17 protein-coding genes and 3 pseudogenes are annotated in these 18,099 nt (G+C 69.1%); 16 read left to right on the plus strand and 4 right to left on the minus strand.

What is annotated here, in order from left to right; genetic code table 11:
• Nucleotides 1-8: 8 nt before the first annotated feature.
• From StrepF001_RS24105 to pssA, 6 genes are all read left to right on the plus strand, one after another.
• Nucleotides 9-2,036: a protein meaA gene (locus StrepF001_RS24105; protein WP_129800301.1), complete on the plus strand. Its 2,028-nt coding sequence runs from the start codon at nt 9-11 to the stop codon at nt 2,034-2,036.
• Complete coding sequence (locus StrepF001_RS24110) at nt 2,033-2,992, plus strand: CoA ester lyase (RefSeq protein WP_129800302.1); 960 nt, start codon at nt 2,033-2,035, stop codon at nt 2,990-2,992. Before StrepF001_RS24105 ends, StrepF001_RS24110 begins: the two co-directional genes overlap by 4 nt.
• A gap of 4 nt (nt 2,993-2,996) precedes the next feature.
• Nucleotides 2,997-3,509: a MaoC family dehydratase gene (locus StrepF001_RS24115; RefSeq protein ID WP_129800303.1), complete on the plus strand. Its 513-nt coding sequence runs from the start codon at nt 2,997-2,999 to the stop codon at nt 3,507-3,509.
• 2 nt (nt 3,510-3,511) lie between these two features.
• Nucleotides 3,512-4,717: an acyl-CoA dehydrogenase family protein gene (locus StrepF001_RS24120; RefSeq protein WP_129800304.1), complete on the plus strand. Its 1,206-nt coding sequence runs from the start codon at nt 3,512-3,514 to the stop codon at nt 4,715-4,717.
• Between the two features lie 171 nt (nt 4,718-4,888).
• A complete protein-coding gene (locus tag StrepF001_RS24125; protein WP_129800305.1) occupies nt 4,889-5,545 on the plus strand; it encodes a phosphatidylserine decarboxylase in 657 nt (218 codons plus the stop codon).
• Nucleotides 5,532-6,386, plus strand: coding sequence for a CDP-diacylglycerol--serine O-phosphatidyltransferase (pssA, locus tag StrepF001_RS24130; protein ID WP_129800306.1), 855 nt, complete (start codon nt 5,532-5,534; stop codon nt 6,384-6,386). The genes StrepF001_RS24125 and pssA overlap by 14 nt, the downstream gene beginning before the upstream one ends.
• Before the next feature lie 320 nt (nt 6,387-6,706).
• Here the strand turns inward: pssA and StrepF001_RS24135 are convergent.
• Nucleotides 6,707-7,821, minus strand: a pseudogene (locus tag StrepF001_RS24135) (glycerate kinase).
• Nucleotides 7,822-8,019: 198 nt separating this feature from the next.
• Between StrepF001_RS24135 and StrepF001_RS24140 the strand changes: the two are divergent.
• Nucleotides 8,020-9,120, plus strand: coding sequence for an ADP-ribosylglycohydrolase family protein (locus StrepF001_RS24140; protein ID WP_129800307.1), 1,101 nt, complete (start codon nt 8,020-8,022; stop codon nt 9,118-9,120).
• Nucleotides 9,121-9,144: 24 nt separating this feature from the next.
• Nucleotides 9,145-9,636: an NUDIX hydrolase gene (locus StrepF001_RS24145; RefSeq protein WP_129800308.1), complete on the plus strand. Its 492-nt coding sequence runs from the start codon at nt 9,145-9,147 to the stop codon at nt 9,634-9,636.
• 20 nt (nt 9,637-9,656) lie between these two features.
• Here StrepF001_RS24145 and StrepF001_RS24150 read toward each other — a convergent pair whose 3' ends face one another.
• Nucleotides 9,657-9,857, minus strand: coding sequence for a type II toxin-antitoxin system VapB family antitoxin (locus tag StrepF001_RS24150; protein WP_129800309.1), 201 nt, complete (start codon nt 9,855-9,857; stop codon nt 9,657-9,659).
• Nucleotides 9,858-10,157: 300 nt separating this feature from the next.
• Between StrepF001_RS24150 and StrepF001_RS24155 the strand changes: the two genes are divergently transcribed.
• From StrepF001_RS24155 to StrepF001_RS24180, 6 genes and pseudogenes are all read left to right on the plus strand, one after another.
• Nucleotides 10,158-10,991 carry an SGNH/GDSL hydrolase family protein gene (locus tag StrepF001_RS24155; protein WP_129800310.1) on the plus strand — a complete coding sequence of 278 codons (834 nt, stop codon included), beginning with the start codon at nt 10,158-10,160 and terminating at the stop codon, nt 10,989-10,991.
• A gap of 144 nt (nt 10,992-11,135) precedes the next feature.
• A complete protein-coding gene (locus StrepF001_RS24160) occupies nt 11,136-11,870 on the plus strand; it encodes a Sir2 family NAD-dependent protein deacetylase (RefSeq protein ID WP_129800311.1) in 735 nt (244 codons plus the stop codon).
• Between the two features lie 167 nt (nt 11,871-12,037).
• A complete protein-coding gene (locus StrepF001_RS24165) occupies nt 12,038-12,274 on the plus strand; it encodes a hypothetical protein (RefSeq protein WP_240797652.1) in 237 nt (78 codons plus the stop codon).
• Nucleotides 12,274-12,585, plus strand: a complete 312-nt coding sequence (locus StrepF001_RS24170) for a hypothetical protein (RefSeq protein ID WP_129800312.1) — start codon at nt 12,274-12,276, stop codon at nt 12,583-12,585. Before StrepF001_RS24165 ends, StrepF001_RS24170 begins: the two co-directional genes overlap by 1 nt.
• A gap of 80 nt (nt 12,586-12,665) precedes the next feature.
• Nucleotides 12,666-13,184 (plus strand): annotated as a pseudogene (locus StrepF001_RS24175) (Sir2 family NAD-dependent protein deacetylase); the annotation flags it as partial.
• A gap of 271 nt (nt 13,185-13,455) precedes the next feature.
• A complete protein-coding gene (locus StrepF001_RS24180; RefSeq protein WP_263579568.1) occupies nt 13,456-14,094 on the plus strand; it encodes a DUF6313 family protein in 639 nt (212 codons plus the stop codon).
• A 634-nt stretch (nt 14,095-14,728) separates the two neighbouring features.
• Here StrepF001_RS24180 and StrepF001_RS24185 read toward each other — a convergent pair.
• Nucleotides 14,729-15,619 (minus strand): GNAT family N-acetyltransferase, encoded by an 891-nt coding sequence (locus tag StrepF001_RS24185; protein WP_165396347.1) that lies wholly within the window; start codon nt 15,617-15,619, stop codon nt 14,729-14,731.
• A 257-nt stretch (nt 15,620-15,876) separates the two neighbouring features.
• On the opposite strand from StrepF001_RS24185, the pseudogene StrepF001_RS24190 reads away from it, so the two are divergent.
• Nucleotides 15,877-16,239 (plus strand): annotated as a pseudogene (locus StrepF001_RS24190) (Sir2 family NAD-dependent protein deacetylase); the annotation flags it as partial.
• A gap of 190 nt (nt 16,240-16,429) precedes the next feature.
• Here the strand turns inward: StrepF001_RS24190 and StrepF001_RS24195 are convergent.
• Nucleotides 16,430-16,951 carry an AAA family ATPase gene (locus tag StrepF001_RS24195; protein WP_129800314.1) on the minus strand — a complete coding sequence of 174 codons (522 nt, stop codon included), beginning with the start codon at nt 16,949-16,951 and terminating at the stop codon, nt 16,430-16,432.
• A gap of 299 nt (nt 16,952-17,250) precedes the next feature.
• Here StrepF001_RS24195 and StrepF001_RS24200 point away from each other — a divergent pair.
• Nucleotides 17,251-18,065, plus strand: a protein-coding gene (locus StrepF001_RS24200) for an IS5 family transposase (protein WP_165396233.1) whose coding sequence is annotated in 2 segments (ribosomal slippage) — nt 17,251-17,608 and nt 17,608-18,065 — 816 coding nt in all. Because the reading frame shifts where the segments join, the coding sequence is not laid out codon by codon here.
• The last annotated feature ends 34 nt before the right edge of the window (nt 18,066-18,099 follow it).

An 18,099-nucleotide genomic window follows, 5' to 3' on the forward strand; every position in this document is an offset into this window, starting at 1 on the left:
GGTCATAGATGAGTGAGCGTCAGAAGGACCGGCCGTGGCTCATGCGCACGTACGCCGGTCACTCCACGGCCGAGGCGTCCAACGAGCTGTACCGGCGCAATCTCGCCAAGGGGCAGACGGGTCTGTCGGTGGCGTTCGACCTGCCGACGCAGACCGGCTACGACTCCGACCACATCCTCGCCCGCGGCGAGGTGGGCCGGGTCGGCGTGCCGATCGCGCACCTCGGTGACATGCGCCGGCTGTTCCAGGACATCCCCCTGGAGCAGATGAACACCTCGATGACCATCAACGCCACGGCCATGTGGCTGCTGGCGCTCTACCAGGTCGTCGCGGAGGAGCAGGGCGCGGACATCACCAAGCTCCAGGGCACGACCCAGAACGACATCGTCAAGGAGTACCTGTCGCGGGGGACGCACGTCTTCCCGCCGGGGCCCTCACTCCGGCTGACGACGGACATGATCGCGTACACGGTCTCCCACATCCCGAAGTGGAACCCGATCAACATCTGCAGCTACCACCTGCAGGAGGCGGGCGCCACACCGGTCCAGGAGATCGCCTACGCGATGTCCACCGCGATCGCGGTTCTCGATGCCGTACGCGACTCGGGGCAGGTTCCCGAGGAGAAGTTCGGGGACGTCGTGGCCCGTATCTCCTTCTTTGTGAACGCGGGCGTCCGCTTCATCGAGGAGATGTGCAAGATGCGGGCGTTCGGGCGGATCTGGGACAAGGTCACGCGCGAGCGGTACGGCATCGAGAACCCCAAGCAGCGCCGCTTCCGCTACGGCGTCCAGGTCAACTCCCTCGGTCTGACCGAGGCGCAGCCGGAGAACAACGTCCAGCGGATCGTCCTCGAGATGCTGGCCGTGACCCTCTCGAAGGACGCACGCGCGCGTGCCGTCCAGCTCCCGGCCTGGAACGAGGCCCTGGGTCTGCCGCGCCCCTGGGACCAGCAGTGGTCGCTGCGCATCCAGCAGGTCCTCGCCCACGAGAGCGACCTGCTGGAGTACGACGACATCTTCGAGGGCTCGAAGGTGATCGAGGCGAAGGTCGAGGCGCTCGTCGAGGAGTCCCTCGCGGAGATCGACCGTATCCAGGAGATGGGCGGCGCGATGGCCGCCGTCGAGTCCGGCTACCTCAAGTCGCAGCTCGTCGCCTCGCACGCCGAGCGGCGGGCCCGTATCGAGTCCGGTCAGGAGAAGATCGTCGGCGTCAACATCTTCGAGACGACCGAGCCCAATCCCCTGACCGCCGACCTGGACACCGCCATCCAGACGGTCGACCCGGCCGTCGAGGCCCGTGTCATCGAGTCCCTCCAGCGCTGGCGCGACACCCGCTACCAGCCGCCCTTCAACCACCCGCGCCCCTGCAAGGCGCTGGAGCGTCTGAAGGAGGCCGCCAAGGGCACCGCCAACCTCATGGAGGCCACCCTGGAGTGCGCCCGCGCCGGGGTGACGACCGGCGAGTGGGCCGGGGCCCTGCGCGAGGTGTTCGGCGAGTTCCGCGCGCCGACCGGTGTCTCGTCGGCACCCGTCGCGGTGACCGCCGAGGAGGGCACCGCGATGGCGCTCGTCCGCCGCCGCGTCGAGGAGACCGCCCGTGACCTCGGCGTCGGCAAGCTGCGCTTCCTGGTCGGCAAGCCCGGCCTGGACGGGCACTCCAACGGCGCCGAGCAGATCGCCGTGCGGGCGCGTGACGCCGGCTTCGAGGTGGTCTACCAGGGCATCCGGCTGACGCCCGAGCAGATCGTGGACGCAGCTCTCGCGGAGGATGTGCACGCGGTGGGCCTGTCGATCCTCTCCGGCTCGCACGCGCAGCTGGTGCCGGACGTGCTGGAGCGGCTCCGTGTGGCCGGTGCCACAGATATACCCGTGATCGCCGGTGGCATCATCCCCAATGGTGACGCCGAGCAGCTCAGGGCCGCCGGAGTGGCCGCCGTCTTCACCCCGAAGGACTTCGACATCACCGGAATCATCGGCCGCATCGTCGACGAGATCCGCACAGCGAACAAGCTCGACCCCCTGGAGGTCCCCGCATGACCGTCAACCGTCTTCGTCCGCGGCGTTCCTGCCTGGCTGTACCGGGCTCGAACCCGCGCTTCCTGGAGAAGGCGCAGGGCCTCCCGGCCGACCAGGTCTTCCTCGACCTGGAGGACGCGTGCGCGCCGCTCGCCAAGCCCGAGGCGCGGCACACCATCGTCAAGTTCCTCAACGAGGGCGACTGGACGGGCAAGACGAGGGTCGTGCGTGTCAACGACTGGACGACGGAGTGGACGTACCGCGATGTCGTCACCGTCGTGGAGGGCGCGGGTCCGAACCTCGACTGCATCATGCTGCCGAAGGTCCAGGACGCCCAGCAGATCGTGGCCCTGGACCTCCTCCTGACCCAGATCGAGAAGACCATGGGCTTCGAGGTCGGCCGTATCGGCATCGAGGCGCAGATCGAGAACGCCCAGGGTCTGAACAACGTCAACGAGATCGCGCAGGCTTCCCCGCGCATCGAGACGATCATCTTCGGCCCGGCCGACTTCATGGCGTCGATCAACATGAAGTCGCTGGTCGTGGGCGAGCAGCCGCCCGGCTACCCGGCGGACGCCTACCACTACATCCTGATGAAGATCCTGATGGCCGCCCGCGCCAACAACCTCCAGGCGATCGACGGCCCCTACCTGCAGATCCGCAACGTCGACGGCTACCGCGAGGTCGCGCAGCGCGCCGCCGCGCTCGGTTTCGACGGCAAGTGGGTGCTGCACCCGGGCCAGGTCGAGGCGTCCAACGAGATCTTCTCGCCCTCCCAGGAGGACTACGACCACGCCGAGCTGATCCTGGACGCGTACGACTACTACACGTCCGAGGCGGGCGGCAAGAAGGGCTCCGCGATGCTCGGCGACGAGATGATCGACGAGGCCAGCCGCAAGATGGCGCTGGTCATCGCGGGCAAGGGACGCGCCGCCGGCATGCAGCGCACCAGCACGTTCGAGATTCCGGAGGCGTAAGGCCATGCAGTTCGGGCGCACCTACGAGGAGTTCGAGGTCGGGGCGACGTACAAGCACTGGCCGGGCAAGACGGTCACCGAGTACGACGACCACCTGTTCTGTCTCCTCACCATGAACCACCACCCGCTCCACATGGACACCAACTATGCGGAGAAGACGACGGACTTCGGCAAGAACGTCGTCGTCGGGAACTACATCTACTCGCTGCTGCTCGGCATGTCCGTCCCGGACATCTCCGGCAAGGCGATCGCCAACCTGGAGATCGAGTCGCTGAAGCACGTGGCGCCGACCTTCCACGGCGACACGATCTACGGCCAGACGACCGTGCTCGACAAGTGGCCGTCGAAGTCGAAGAACGACCGCGGCATCGTCCATGTCGAGACCAAGGGCTACAAGCAGGACGGAACGCTGGTCTGTGTGTTCCGCCGCAAGGTGATGGTGCCGACCGAGACGTACATCAAGGAGCGCGGCGGCGAGCAGCCCGGCCGCCCGGAGCTGAAGCAGCAGGAGAAGTAGCCATGGCGCGACTCGCCCAGACCGCCGGTCTGACCGACATCCAGCAGGAGATCCTCTCCACCGTCCGCGACTTCGTGGACAAGGAGATCATCCCGGTCGCGACCGAGCTGGAGCACCGCGACGAGTATCCGCAGCAGATCGTCGACGGCCTCAAGGAGTTGGGCCTGTTCGGCCTGATGATCCCCGAGGAGTACGGGGGTCTGGGCGAGTCGCTCCTGACGTACGCCCTCTGCGTCGAGGAGATCGCCCGCGGCTGGATGTCGGTCTCCGGCATCATCAACACCCACTTCATCGTGGCGTACATGCTCAAACAGCACGGCACGCAGGAGCAGAAGGACCACTTCCTGCCGAGGATGGCGGCCGGTGACATCCGTGGCGCCTTCTCGATGTCGGAGCCGGGCCTGGGCTCCGATGTGTCGGCAATCACGTCGAAGGCGGTCAAGGACGGCAACGAGTACGTCCTGAACGGTCAGAAGATGTGGCTGACGAACGGCGGCACGTCCTCCCTCGTCGCCGTCCTCGTCCGGAGTGACGAAGGACACCCCGAGGGCACCGCACCCCACAAGTCGATGACGACCTTCCTGGTGGAGAAGGAGCCCGGCTTCGGTGAGGTCCGCCCCGGCCTCACCATCCCGGGCAAGATCGACAAGATGGGGTACAAGGGCGTCGACACCACCGAGCTGATCATGGACGGCCTGCGCATTCCGGCCGATCGGGTGCTCGGCGGCGTCACCGGCCGAGGTTTTTACCAAATGATGGACGGCGTGGAGGTCGGCCGCGTCAATGTGGCGGCGCGTGGCTGTGGCGTCGCTCAGCGTGCATTCGAGCTCGGTGTCCAGTACGCCCAGCAGCGTCACACTTTCGGCAAGCCGATCGCCCAGCATCAGGCGATCCAGTTCAAGCTCGCCGAGATGGCCACCAAGGTCGAGGCGGCCCATGCCATGATGGTGAACGCTGCACGCAAAAAGGACTCCGGAGAGCGAAACGACCTCGAGGCCGGAATGGCGAAGTACCTCGCCTCCGAGTACTGCAAGGAAGTCGTGGAGGATGCCTTCCGGATCCACGGCGGCTACGGCTTCTCGAAGGAGTACGAGATCGAGCGCCTCTACCGCGAGGCCCCGATGCTGCTGATCGGTGAAGGTACCGCCGAGATCCAGAAAATGATCATCGGCCGCAGGCTGCTCGAAGAGTATCGATTCCAGGGCTGAACGTCCGGAAACGGGGTGTTTTCTTCGAGAAGAAGATCACACCCCGTAGGCACTCCCCGGCCACCGACTCGGCTGCCTGGCTTACCCAGTTACGGCCCTTAGCCGCTACGATCGCGAGAAAGCCGCCGTCCCCCGTTCAGAGCGCGGCATCATCCGCTACGAAGGTCATCCATGCCCCACAGCCAAACCTCTGCACCACGCGACAGCCTGGTCGGCACACGCCTCGCGCGCGGAGCATCGCCGTGGCTCCTCCCGACCGTCGCCACCGCAGCCCTCAGCCTGGCCCGCGCACGCCGCTCCGGTGCCGCCAAGGCCGTCGCCGTCCCCGCCACCGCGCTCGCGGCGGGGATGCTGTGGTTCTTCCGCGACCCCGAGCGCGAGATCACCCAGGGCCGGGTGATCTCGCCCGCCGACGGCGTGGTGCAGAGCATCATGCCGTGGAAGGACGGACGTACCCGCGTCGCGATCTTCATGAGCCCGCTCAACGTGCACGTCAACCGCGCTCCGCTGGCCGGCACCGTGACGTCGGTCGAGCACATCCCGGGCGGATTCGTTCCTGCTTTCAACAAGGAGAGCGAGAACAACGAGCGGGTCGTCTGGCACTTCGACACCGAGCTCGGTGACATCGAGATGATCCAGATCGCCGGCGCGGTCGCCCGCCGTATCGTCCCCTACGTCCCGCAGGGCACCAAGGTCGAGCAGGGCGAGCGGATCGGTCTGATCCGTTTCGGCTCGCGCGTCGACCTGTACCTGCCCGAGGGCGTCGAGGTCGCGGTCGAGGTCGGCCAGAAGACCGTGGCTGGGGTGACTCGAATTGACCGTGATTGACCCTGATACGCAGTCGGGCTGGGTCCCGGAGGCGGCGGAGGACGACGAAGAGGAGGAGATGCCCCTCTCTCTGCGCCTCTCGATAGCCGACACCCTCACGCTCGGCAACGCCACGTGCGGCTTCATGGCGGTGTACTTCACCACCACCGGCATCCTGATCCCGCACCTCACCGGCAGCCAGGAGACCGGCATGGCCCGCCACAGCGCGGCCACGGCGGTCATCCTCATGCTCTGCGCGGCGGTCTTCGACCTGTTCGACGGCCTGGTGGCACGCAAACTGCGCTCCTCCCCCATGGGCGCGGAGCTGGACAACCTCTCGGACCTGATCAGCTTCGGCCTGGCTCCGGCGTACTTCGTCCTCGTCTACGGCATGGTCGCGGACGACGCGCACCAGCGGGTGGCCGCGGTCGGGGCGATCGTCGTGCTTCTGGCCGTGGTGCTGAGGCTCGCGAGATTCTCCTGTGTGACGCCGACGAACGGCATGTTCCAGGGCATGCCCAGCCCGTTCGGTGCGCTGACGGTCGTCGCGATCGTGCTGCTGGAGCTGCCCTTCGTGGCGACCCTGCTGGCGATCCTGGGCACCGCGTGGCTGATGGTGAGCCGGGTCGAGTACCCGAAGCCGCGGGGCCGCCTCGCCGGTGCGATGCTCGGCTGGATCGTGATGAGCATGGGCCTGCTGGTCGCCTGGGCCTTCGGCGCCCCCAGCGGCCAGCTCCTCCTCCAGACGGGCTGCGCGCTGCAGCTGGTCATGGGCGCGGTGATCCCGCTGTTCGCCACGGCCCGCCGGGTGAACAACTTCCGCGACAACCGACGTGAGGCGCGGGCGGCGCAGCTGCCGTAGCGCTGGCGCTTGGCTTGGGCCCCGGACCGGGTTGGGTTCGGGGCCCTTCGCTTTCTTGGGGCCCGGCGTCGGTGCGGGCGCTGCTGGGGGCTCCGCCCGGACCCCCGGCCTTCGCCCACCCGCCACCCGACTCGGTCGGGCGAGAGGCTGGTCCAGGGCACAGCCCCCGGCCGGGGGGCCAAGGGGCGCAGCCTGGCGGGGTCCGGAGGGCGCAACCCCCAGCCGAGGGTCCAAGGGGCGCAGCCCCCGGCGGGTTCCAAGGGGCGCAGCCCCTGGGGATGGGAACGGGTAACGGCGGCGGGGGCGAGAAAAGGCCCGCCTCAGCCCAAGTAGTCCCGCGCGATCTGCTCCGCCACCCGCTCCAGGATCGGCCCCGCCTCCGCGATGCACTTCGCCACGTCCGGCTCGACCTCCGTCAGCGGGTACGCCCGCCGGATCCCGGCCCGGCCCAACGCCTGAGGCGGCAGCGCAAGACGCCCGCACACCGCGACGACCTCCTTGCCCGCGGCCCGCGCAGCAGCCGCGACCCCCGCCGGAGCCTTGCCGTGCAGGGTCTGCTCGTCCAGCGAGCCCTCACCGGTGATCACCAGATCGGCCCGGGACAGCGCGGGGGCGAAGCCCAGGACATCGAGCATCACCTCGATGCCGGCGCGAAAGCGGGCTCCGATGATCAGGGCGCCGTACCCGATACCGCCCGCCGCGCCGGCCCCCGGCGACGCGGCGTACTCCCCGGCCTTCGGCCCGATGGCCTCCTCCAGCACCTTCGCGAAGTGCGCGAGCGCCGCGTCCAGCGTCGCCACGTCGTCCGGCGAGGCGCCCTTCTGCGGCCCGTACACGGCCGGCGCGCCCTTCGGCCCGGTCAGCGGGTTGTCCACGTCGCTGGCGAGGACGAACTCGATGTCCGCCAGCCGCGGGTCAAGGCCGGACAGATCCGCGGACGCGAGGTCGGCCAGCCCTCCGCCGCCCGGCGTCACCGGCTCCCCTCCGCCGTCAGGAACCGCCCCCAGCGCGGCCAGCATCCCCGCACCGCCGTCGGTCGTCGCACTCCCCCGACCCCGAACACGATCGTCCGCGCCCCCGCGTCGAGCGCGGCCCGCAGCAACTCCCCCGACCCGTAGGTGGACGCCGTGAGCGGCGCGAAGACCCCGGCCGGCAGCCGCTGCAGCCCGCTCGCCTCGGCCATCTCCACGACGGCAGTGTCGCCGCGCAGCGCAAAGGCGGCGGTCACCTCGTCGCCGAGCGGCCCCGCCACCCGTACCGCACGCCGCTCGAACCCGGCCGCGACCGCCGCGGCCACGGTTCCGTCGCCGCCGTCGGCCACCGGGAGCGCCTCCACGTCGACGTCCGGTACAACGCGGCGCAGTCCGGCCGTCACCCGCTCGGCGACCTCCACGGCCGTCAGCGACCCCTTGAACTTGTCCGCGGCGATGAGCACCCGACGGGCGCCGTCCACAGCGTCAGCCACCTTGTCTTCCCCTTGCTCTCCGGGGCCCCCGCACGTCAGGGCCAGTCGCGCCGCTGCGACCCTAACCGCAGCACAGCCCTGCCGTCATGCCCCGACCGGCCCGTGGAACACCCTGGAAAGCCCCTGAGAACCGCCTGTGACGGCCGCGGAATCGGGTAAACCCTTCCTATGACCCCTGTGGGCACCGAGCCAGAGCTCGCCGACCGCATCCTCGGGGGCTGGCTGGGCCGGATCGCCGGAAACATGCTGGGCAAACCGGTCGAGCAGGGCGATCTGTGGACGCGCGACCGCATCGACCGCTACCTGCGCCAGGCCTCCGCCCTGCCCCTCACCGACTACCTCCCCGAGCCGCCCGCCGACGGCGACAGCCCCCAGCTGCGCCCGGAGTGGCGCCAGTGCGTCCGCGGCCGCATCCACGGCAGCTGCCGCGACGACGACGTCGACTATGCCGTCCTCGGCCTGGACCTGCTGGAAACCCACGGCTTCGACTTCAGCACCGAGCAGGTCGGCGACCTGTGGCTGCTGCGGCTGCCGTACCTGCAGACGTTCACCGCGGAGCGGGCGGCCTACCGCAACCTCGCCAACGGACTCAAGCCGCCGCTCACGGCGACGTACGACAACCCGTACCAGGAGTGGATCGGCGCCCTCATCCGCGCCGACATCTACGGCTGGACCTGCCCGGGCGCCCCGTCCCGCGCCGCCTCGCTGGCCCGCCGGGACGCGGTGCTGTCGCACACCGGCAACGGGGTGTACGGGGCGATGTGGGCGGCGGCGCTGATCTCGGCCGCGTTCACGGCGCCCAGCGTCCGGCACGCCGTGGACGAGGCGCTCGCGATCATCCCCGCGAGCAGTCGGCTGGCCCGCACGGTGCGCCGCGTCGCCTCGCTCCACGAGACCCGGCTGCCCTGGGAGGACACGCTGACGACGCTGGCCGAGGAGACCGCCGGGCTCGGCTGGATCCACGCCGTCCCGAACGCGGCGGTGCTCACCGCGGGGCTGCTGTACGGCGACGGCGACTTCACCCGCACCATCACACTCACCGTCCGCGGCGGCCTGGACACCGACTCCAACGGCGCCACCGCCGGTTCGGTGGCCGGTGTCCTGACCGGTGCGGAGGCGATCCCGGCCCAGTGGAAGGACCCGCTGGAGGACACGGTGCGCAGCGCGGTGTTCGGCTTCGACGGGGTACGGATCAGCGAGCTGGCGGAGCGGACCCTGCGACTGGCCCGGACCGAGGCCGACCACGCCGTCCAGCAGGACAGGCCCTGAGCCCGCCCTGGTTACCCTTCCTGGATGACCACTGCTGACTTCGCCACGTACATCGCGGGCCTGCCCCGCGTCCTCGCCGGTGCCGCTGCGCTCTTCCGTGACACCGAGGGCCGGGTACTGCTCGTCGAGCCCAACTACCGTGACGGCTGGGCACTTCCGGGCGGCACGATCGAGTCCGACGACGGCGAGACCCCGCGCCAGGGCGCGCGCCGGGAGACCGCCGAGGAGATCGGCCTGGACCGGGAGCTCGGGCGGCTGCTCGCCGTGGACTGGGTGCACGGGACGGCCCGGCCGCCGCTGGTGGCGTATCTGTACGACGGCGGGGTGCTCGGCGAGGAGGACCTCAAGGCGATCCGGTTGCAGGAGGAGGAACTGCTGTCCTGGCGACTCGTACCGCGCGAGGACCTCACCGACTTCCTGCCCGGCGCCCTGGGCCGCCGCGTGCTGACCGCCCTCGACGTCCTCTCGGACGGTTCGGGGACGGCCGAGCTGGAGAACGGCCACCGAGTGCTCTGACCCGGGGGGCCGGGGCAGGTTCAGCCCTCCACGTCCCGAGGCTTGGCATCCACCTCACGCAACGCCTCGTCACGCTCAGCGACCCGGGCCTCCGTACGGTGCCCACGCTCGACGTAGTCCCGCAGCACGAGCTCGACGGCATCCTGGGGATTGCCGACACCGGCAAGCACCATGGCTTCCACGACGAGTTCGGCGTCAAGCGTGACATTGACCTTGGCCATGCGCGGACCATAACACCAGCGCCCCGCCGGGACTCGATTATTCGTTCGCCGCCCCGGCCCCGTCTCGGAACAGCACGCCCGGGAGCAGCCGTGACACAGACACATCCGAACGGCTGACAGCCCACCGGGTGACGTCCACCCGTACGGCGCCACATCGCTACGCCGCCGGCTCCGGCAGACGGATCCCTGATACTGCGGCGCTTCACAAGCAGCACGATCACAGACCCTTGTCAACACGGCCGAGCAGCCGGAACGACCACGGCAGGCAGGGTCGGTCGCGCGCCGCGATAAAGGAATTCCATGAGACAGTCCCGAATCGCGGCATGTACCTCCGCCCTCCTCTTCGCCGCTGCCTGCACCGTCGCCGGACCCACAGCCGGGCCCGCGGCCGGGCCCACGGCGGCCCGAGCGGCGCCGCACACGGCAGCCACGGACTATGTGGCCCTGGGGGACTCGTACTCCGCCGGCGTCGGAGCCGGCGACTACCTCTCCTCCAGCGCCGGCTGCCAACGCAGCAGCAGGTCCTATGCCGCCCTGTGGACTGCAGCCCACGCCCCCTCGTCCTTCAGCTTCACCGCGTGCAACGGCGCCCGGACCAGCGACGTCATGGCACTCCAGCTCGGTCCGCTCACACCGCGTACCGACCTGGTCAGCATCACCGTCGGCGGCAGCGACGCGGGCTTCGGACCCGTCATGACGACGTGCGTACTGCGCGGCACCACCACCTGCCTGTCCGCCCTTGCCGACGCACGCGCCACCATGGAAGGCCCCCTCCCGGGCAACCTCGACCGCCTGTACTCAGCCATCACCAGGAGGGCACCCGCCGCCCACGTCGTGGTCCTCGGCTATCCGCACCTGTATCAACTCCACGGCACCTGCCGGGCAGGCTTCCCGGACACGGTGCGCTCCGCCCTCAACGACGCCGTGGACCATCTCAACCGCGTGATCGCCAAACGCGCCGCCGATCACGGGTTCACGTTCGCCGACGTCCGTACTGCCTTCACCGGCCACGAAATCTGCTCGCCCAACCCGTGGCTGCGCAGCATCCACTTGCTGGCACCCACCGAGTCCTACCACCCCACGGCATCCGGCCAGTCCCTCGGCTACCTCCCCGTCCTGGCCGCCGTAACCTGAGGCACCACCCAGGAGGGGCGGTGACGGAACCGCGCGCTCGACCACTCCCCCAGGCCGATACAACCTGTTCACGCTGCTGCACATCTGCCCCGGTGCGCCGGATATCGGTTCGCCCCGAGCGGGCAGGCGCCCTACTCTCGGCCCATGAACAGGCCACTCGTCGCCATCCTCAGTGGCGCAGGTATCTCCACCGATTCCGGAATCCCTGATTATCGCGGGCCGAACGGGCTGTGGCGGCAGGATCCCGAGGCCGAGAAGCTTGTGACGTACGAGTACTACATGGGCGATCCGGAAATCCGCCGCCGCTCGTGGCAGATGCGGCGCAAGAACCGGACACTGCGGGCCGAGCCGAACGCCGCGCACCGGGCCGTCGCCGAGCTAGAAGAGTCCGGCGTGCCGGTAAGGGTCATCACCCAGAACGTCGACGGACTGCACCAGCTCGCCGGCATGCCCGCCCGCAAGGTATTGGAGCTGCATGGCACCGCCCGCAGCTTCGTGTGCACGAAGTGCCACACCCGCGGCCCGATGGAGGACGCCCTCGCCCGGGTCGAGGCCGGCGAGGCGGACCCGCCCTGCCTGGAGTGCGGCGGCATCCTCAAGTCGGCGACCGTCATGTTCGGCGAACGCCTCGACCCAGTGGTGCTCAGCGAGGCGCTCGCCATCACCAAGGCATGCGAGGTATTCATCGCCGTCGGCAGCAGCCTCCAGGTCCAGCCCGCCGCTGGACTCGCCGGGGTCGCCGCCGACAACGGGGCACGGCTGATCATCATCAACGGCGAAGCAACACCGTACGACGACCGCGCCGACGAAGTCATCCGGGAACCCATCGGCACCGCCCTACCCGAACGGCTACGCCAACTAGACGGCGAGACCGACTGACCACGCCAGTCAGAGATGGTGAAGGATGCCAATCCAGACACGGGCCCCCGACGCACTGCTTCCTCCGCTCGTCCGGGTGTTTCCGCGTAGGGGCGGCGGCTGTTCGACGCGGCGCGGAAGTCCTCGGCTATGACCCCGACCATCTCACCGATCAGCAACGCGGCACAGTGGGGGAAGCTCTGCAGGACCCCGCGCAGAACATCTTCATCGCCTCCGAGTACCTGGCCCAGCTCAAGGCGGAGAGTGAATTCGCCGACGTGCCGGCGGAGGAGATGACACCGGCCCAGTATCCGGAGCTCGCCGCGCGATACAACGGCGGTCCGTACTGGCAGACCGACGACGCCCAAGCGTACGGGCGTGGCTTTACGAACAACCTGGACGACGCAAGGAACGCACTGCGCTGATGACCAGCCCTTCCCACGTGGACGACGACCGTGGCTGCCTCCGCCTGGTCCTCGTCGTACCACTCGCTCTGCTGACCCTCATCGCTGGGTACTTCTGCTGGACGGCACTGACCATCCGTCCGTCCGGCTCCTGGGACGACGACGCGTACGCCGGCATCGTTCTGTCGTGCGTTCTCACCATCGGGGCCGCCGGTGCGGCGGGAGCATTGTGGCTGCTTCCGTCGGTGCGACGGGTCATGGCCTGGTGGTGGGTGGCCCCAGCTCTGTTGTTGGGAGTGGTTGCGGCGGTGCGATGGGTGATGGTCGGTTAGCCAGCTGCCGCCATCGCAGCGTTCACCTACAGATCTGCTCCTCCCGCAGCTGCTGCGGGCCGAGCCGAACGCCGCGCACCGCGGTGGCGGAGCTGGAGCGGTCCGGGGTGCCGGTGCGGGTGATCACGCAGAACGTGGACGGGCTGCACCAGCGCGCCGGGATGCCCTCCCGCAAGGTGCTGGAGCTGCACGGCACCGCCCGTAGTGTCGTCTGCACGAAGTGCCATGCTCGAGGCCCCATGGAAGACGCCCTCGCCCGGGTCGAGGCCGGTGAGGACGACCCGCCGTGCCTGGAGTGCGGCGGGATCCTGAAGTCGGCGACGGTGATGTTCGGCGAGCGGCTCGACCCGGTGGTGCTGGGCGAGGCCGTCGCGATCACCAAGGCGTGCCAGGTGTTCATCGCCGTTGGGACCAGTCTCCAGGTACAGCCCGCCGCCGGTCTCGCGGGGGTCGCCGCCGACCACGGGGCCCGGCTGATCATCGTCAACGCCGAGCCGACCCCGTACGACGACCGCGCCGACGAAGTCGTTCGACAGCCCATCGGTACGGCCCTACCGGCACTGCTGGGCCGACTGAGCGCTGAGAGCAAGGAGAACTGACGGGCGAACCCCCGACACGCGAAGACGGCGCGACGCGCAAGGCCGGCTCGTGGTCGGCCCCTCGTCCATGCCAGGCACCGGACAGCACGGGAACGGTCAGGGACGGGCCGATGACACCGTCCTGCGGTCAATTGGCGTGAGTCTGACAGGTGTTGCAGAATCCAAGCTCAGCAACGTGACGGGGGCCTGTGCTGCGCAAGTCACCTGCGCGCAGCGCGTCATGAACAGGGGGAAGCTGTTGCCTGGGGGACCCATCCCGATTCCGCCAGACTTGAAGCTGGCGCCTGCCAAGAACACGCTCCGTGCACGACTCCGCCGATCATGGCGCTCGAGGAAGGCACTCAAGGGAGTTACCCAGTGGGTCATCGACTGGGGCGTGCCACTCGCTGCCGGCGCGATCGCCGTGTACATCTATGCCGCGCGCACCACCTCACCCAGTCACGTCTACAGAGCCTTCACGCTGATTGACGCCCCGGACCGCTTCGCGCTGTGGCTACCGTCCATCGTGGGTTGGCTGCTCGTTCCTGCGATCATCGGTGGCGTAGCCGGTCACATCATCGCCCAGCGCATCAGTAGCGTAAAAGCAATCTCCACGGAGAAGCTGTTCCGTCAACGCACCTGGGGGCAACGGCTGAAGCCCCCCGGGCTCATCCCGGACCTGCGCACGTATTTCCATGGCTCCTACGCTCAGCAAAACTTCGTCGATGCGTGGGTACGTATCGCTCACCGCAACGACTGGCATCGCGCTCAAGACCACTGGGAAGTCTTCATCAGGGACATGGCGTCCACCCAGCAGTACGCTCACCTCGACCGACACGAGTGCCTCAGGCAAGCACGAGACACTGCACACCTCACCCTCGTCATCACGGCTCAGACAGGCATGTGCATCGTCTGTGAACGGAGGCGGTAACCGTGCAATCCGGAGACGCCGTCGAGATCGTGCGTGCCTCCCTCGCCCTGGCCTTTCCCGGCGCCTCGGCGGAGGGCCTCTCGAAAGCCTCGGAACTCGTTGTTCGCTGGGGGGCGGAGGGTGTCGCTGAACATCTGGACCAAGCGCTGACGCGCCGCATGTTGCAGGACCTTTTGGGGGTCACAGGCGCGCCTCGCGTCGAGAGAGCAGACCCCGAGTGGGAACGAGGCAGTCCCCCGGCCAACTATCGAACCTGGTCAAGGCCCGAACAGACGGCGGATGACGTTCCGTTCCGGCATCGGCCGCCAGACGGGGATGACGGCGAACCGCCACCTCGACGTGGCCCCGGTTCGCCTGCGCCCTCCGCCTGATGCTCCGCACAGAGCTCCCGGCCGCAATCCGGTCGTAGGCTCCGTGCGCGCGGCAGACTGCGCCACGGAGACAGCCGTGTTACATCCGCCGATGCCTTGCGACTCCGGAATCCCGGACTACCGCGGACCCAACGGGCTGTGGCGGCGGGAGTAACTGTCAAGTTCTGTAGATCGGTTGAGGTAGCTCGGGTCCGGCGGGTCGTGTCAGGGCCGTTCCGTCGCCCTGCGGGCATCGCGGCCCGTAGGCCCCCGGCCGCATGGCTTCAAAGGTCGAGCTGGTACTCCAGAGCCTTGTGGGTGGGGACGTACCCCAGTGCGTCATTGATGCGCCGCATGTGCGTGTTGCTGTCCGCCGTATCGGTGACCAGGCCGGTGAGCTCGGGGTGGTTGGTGCGGGCGAGGCGGATCGACTCGGCCTTCATCCAGCGGCCGAGGCCGTGGCCGCGGTGCTCGGGCAGTACGCCGGTGCCGTAGTGCAGTCCGTCGCCCTTGCCGTCGCCTGGCACGACGAGCTCCGAGAAGCCGGCGATCGAGCCGTCCGACTCGTCGACGGCGGCCACCGTGGTGAGCAGCTCCCCGCGGTCGGCAATGGCCTTGGCAGCGGCCAGGACCCGCTCGGTGTCCCAGGCCACGACACCGTAGTCGGTGTCGTCCATCGGCATGTCGTCCATCGCGCGGCGCGAGTCGGCAAAGGTTTTGGCCAGTTCCGCGGGGACGGTGCCGCGCCATGACGCGAGACGGTAGCCAGGGTGCGGCCGCTCGACGATCGCGTGGATCTCCTCAACCTTGCTGCTGTCCAACTCGTCCAGCGCAAGCCGGGCATACGTCAGTGTCAGCACCTTGCGGAACCCACTTGCGGCAAGGAAGCGATCGCCGGGCGTGCCCGCGTCGGCCTGCGCGACCACCGACCGCCTGCCCACCTCCCGCGCGGCAGCCACCGCCGTCTCGAGGAGCCGTGACCCGACCCGCCTGCGCCGCTCCGCCGTGTGCACATTCAACTGCAGCTCGGCCAGGTGCTCCTGGCCCTCCCGGGTGAACACCCGCAGAAACGCGGACCCGAGCGGATCGCCGTCATCCCTGCTGGCCAGCCACGCGAGGCGATAGCCAGAAGAGGTGCGGTCGGGCTCGGTGAGGGCAGTGATGCGGATGGGCAAGGCAGCTCCGATGAGGTCAATGGGGTTGTGTACGCCTACAGTTGATCACGCAACCGGCCACGGGGACAGGGAGTTCGGCGGAGCGGAAGGGGAGCCCGCGCCTCCGAGGTCCGCGTCGGTGGGGCTCACTTACCGCCACGCGACTCACCTCCGCGCCCTGCGTCACGGAATGAGCCGGACAGCCCCGGTGGCTCAGGCGGCGCTGAGCTCGGATCGCTCGACGAGCCGGCCGCGTTCGAAGCGGGCTCCGACGCGGACGAGGCCCCAGGGAAGACGCGCTCGCCCGGGTCGAGGCCGGTGAGGACGATCCTCCCTGCCTGGAGTGCGGTGGGATCCTGAAGCCGGCGACGGTGATGTCCGGGGAGCGGCTCGACCCGGTGGTGCTGGGCGAGGCCGTCGCGATCACCAAGGCGTGCCAGGTGTTCATCGCCGTCGGGTCCAGTCTCCAGGTCCAGCCCGCCGCCGGTCTCGCGGGGGTCGCCGCCGACCACGGGGCCCGGCTGATCATCGTCAACGCTGAGCCGACCCCGTACGACGAACGCGCCGACGAGGTGGTACGGGAACCGATCGGAACCGCCCTGCCGAAGCTGCTGCGCCGGCTCAGCATGGCGAGCGACTGATCAGCATCCCCCCGCGGCGTACACGAGCAGCACAGGGTACGTGGCGTCGCGGGGAAGTCCGTCCTGGTGGTGGGTTACGAAGTCCATGGCCTGGGAGTGTCTTCGTCGTGGAGCGAGCCGAACGGCTCAGGGACGGCGGCGCGTACGCGGTGCCTGCCACCTGCTCCTGCTCTTGCGTGGCGGGCGGACCTCAGCTCTTGACGGCCTCTGCGATCTGCAGGGCGGCCTGGGCGGGCGTGAGGTGCGTGGTGTCGACGACCTCGGCCTCGCCGTGCAGCCACGTGCGGGCCGCCTCGGCGTAGGGCTCGAGGTATTTGAGACGGAATGGGGAGGGGCCGAGAACAGTGTCCCCCTCGATGCGCCCCCGGAGGGTGTCCTGGTCGGCGTGGAGGACGAAGTGCCGGACCGGAATGTCATGTTGGGCGAGGCCCGTGCTGATCTCGCGCCAGTACTGCTCGACCAGGACAGTCATGGGCATCACCAGAGTGCCGCCGGTGTAGTCGAGTACGCGGCGGGCGGTCTCGACGACGAGCTGTCGCCACGGCGGCCAGTGCTGGAAGTTGTCCGTCCCGGGCAGCCCCGGCGTGATGTCCATGAGTGTCTCGCCGACCTTCTCGGCATCGAACACCCGTGAGTCCGGGATCAGTTGCTGCACCAGTGGACTGGTCGTCGTCTTGCCTGCGCCGTGGGTGCCGTTGAGCCATACGATCACGGGACCCGACGCTAGTGCATTGACCGTACAGGTTCGCCGCGTTGGGCCGTTCATGGCCATGATGACGAGCGGCCGGCCTCCTCATCGGATGCCTTGCCCGCTACGGACCTTGGCGCCTTCGCATCGCCGGCACGGCCCTAGTAGTACTCCGTTAGGTCTTCCTCTCAGTCCCGTTTAGGGGCATGTTGGGGTGTGGACGCACACGAAGTGAACCGTGCTCTTAGAGATCCTAACAAAATAGAATATTCGCGTTAACCTGGACTTGCTGGTGCAGATCCGCCCCGGTGAGGAGGTGCGCGATGGCCCGCCCCAAGCCCTGGGAAGTGGATGACGAGCTGTGGGCGCTGATCGAGCCGCTGCTGCCGGTGGTGGAGCGCCGCCCCGACCATCCGGGCCGCAAGCGACTGGATGACCGCAGGGTGCTCCAGGGCATCTTGTTCGTGCTGCACACCGGCATCCAGTGGGAGTTCCTGCCCCAGGAACTGGGCTTCGGCTCGGGCATGACCTGCTGGCGTCGGCTGCGGGACTGGAACGAGGCCGGCGTCTGGCACCGGCTGCAGGAGATCCTGCTGGCGAAGCTGCGCGGCGCGGACCAGCTGGACTTCTCCCGCGCCGCGATCGACGCCTCCCACGTGCGCGCCCTGCGGGGCGGCCCAAAACCGGGCCGAGCCCGGTCGACCGCGCGCGCACGGGCTCGAAGCACCACGTGATCACCGAGGCGCACGGCACCCCCCTGGCGGTGACGCACACCGGCGGCAACCGCAACGACGTCACCCAACTCATTCCACTGCTCCAGGCCATCCCGCCCGTGCGGGGCCGCCGGGGAAGACCCCGGCACCGGCCGCGTCGGCTGTACGCCGACCGCGGCTACGACCACGACAGCCACCGCCGCCTGGTCCGGGCGCTGGGCATCACCCCGCACATCGCCCGCCGCGGCCAGCCCCACGGCTCCGGGCTGGGCGTCCACCGATGGGTGGCCGAGCGCGCGCTCGCCTGGCTGCACGGCTTCCGGCACCTGAGGATCCGTTGGGAACGCCGCGACGACATCCACGACGGCTTCCTCCAGTTGGCCACCTGCATCATCCTGTACCGGCGGGTGCGCGCATTGCGTTAGGGGCTTTTAGCGGGCACGGCGGCCGCGCCGGAAC

This window comes from Streptomyces sp. F001, from assembly GCF_004187715.1.
Taxonomy (GTDB): Bacteria; Actinomycetota; Actinomycetes; order Streptomycetales; family Streptomycetaceae; genus Streptomyces; species Streptomyces flavusporus.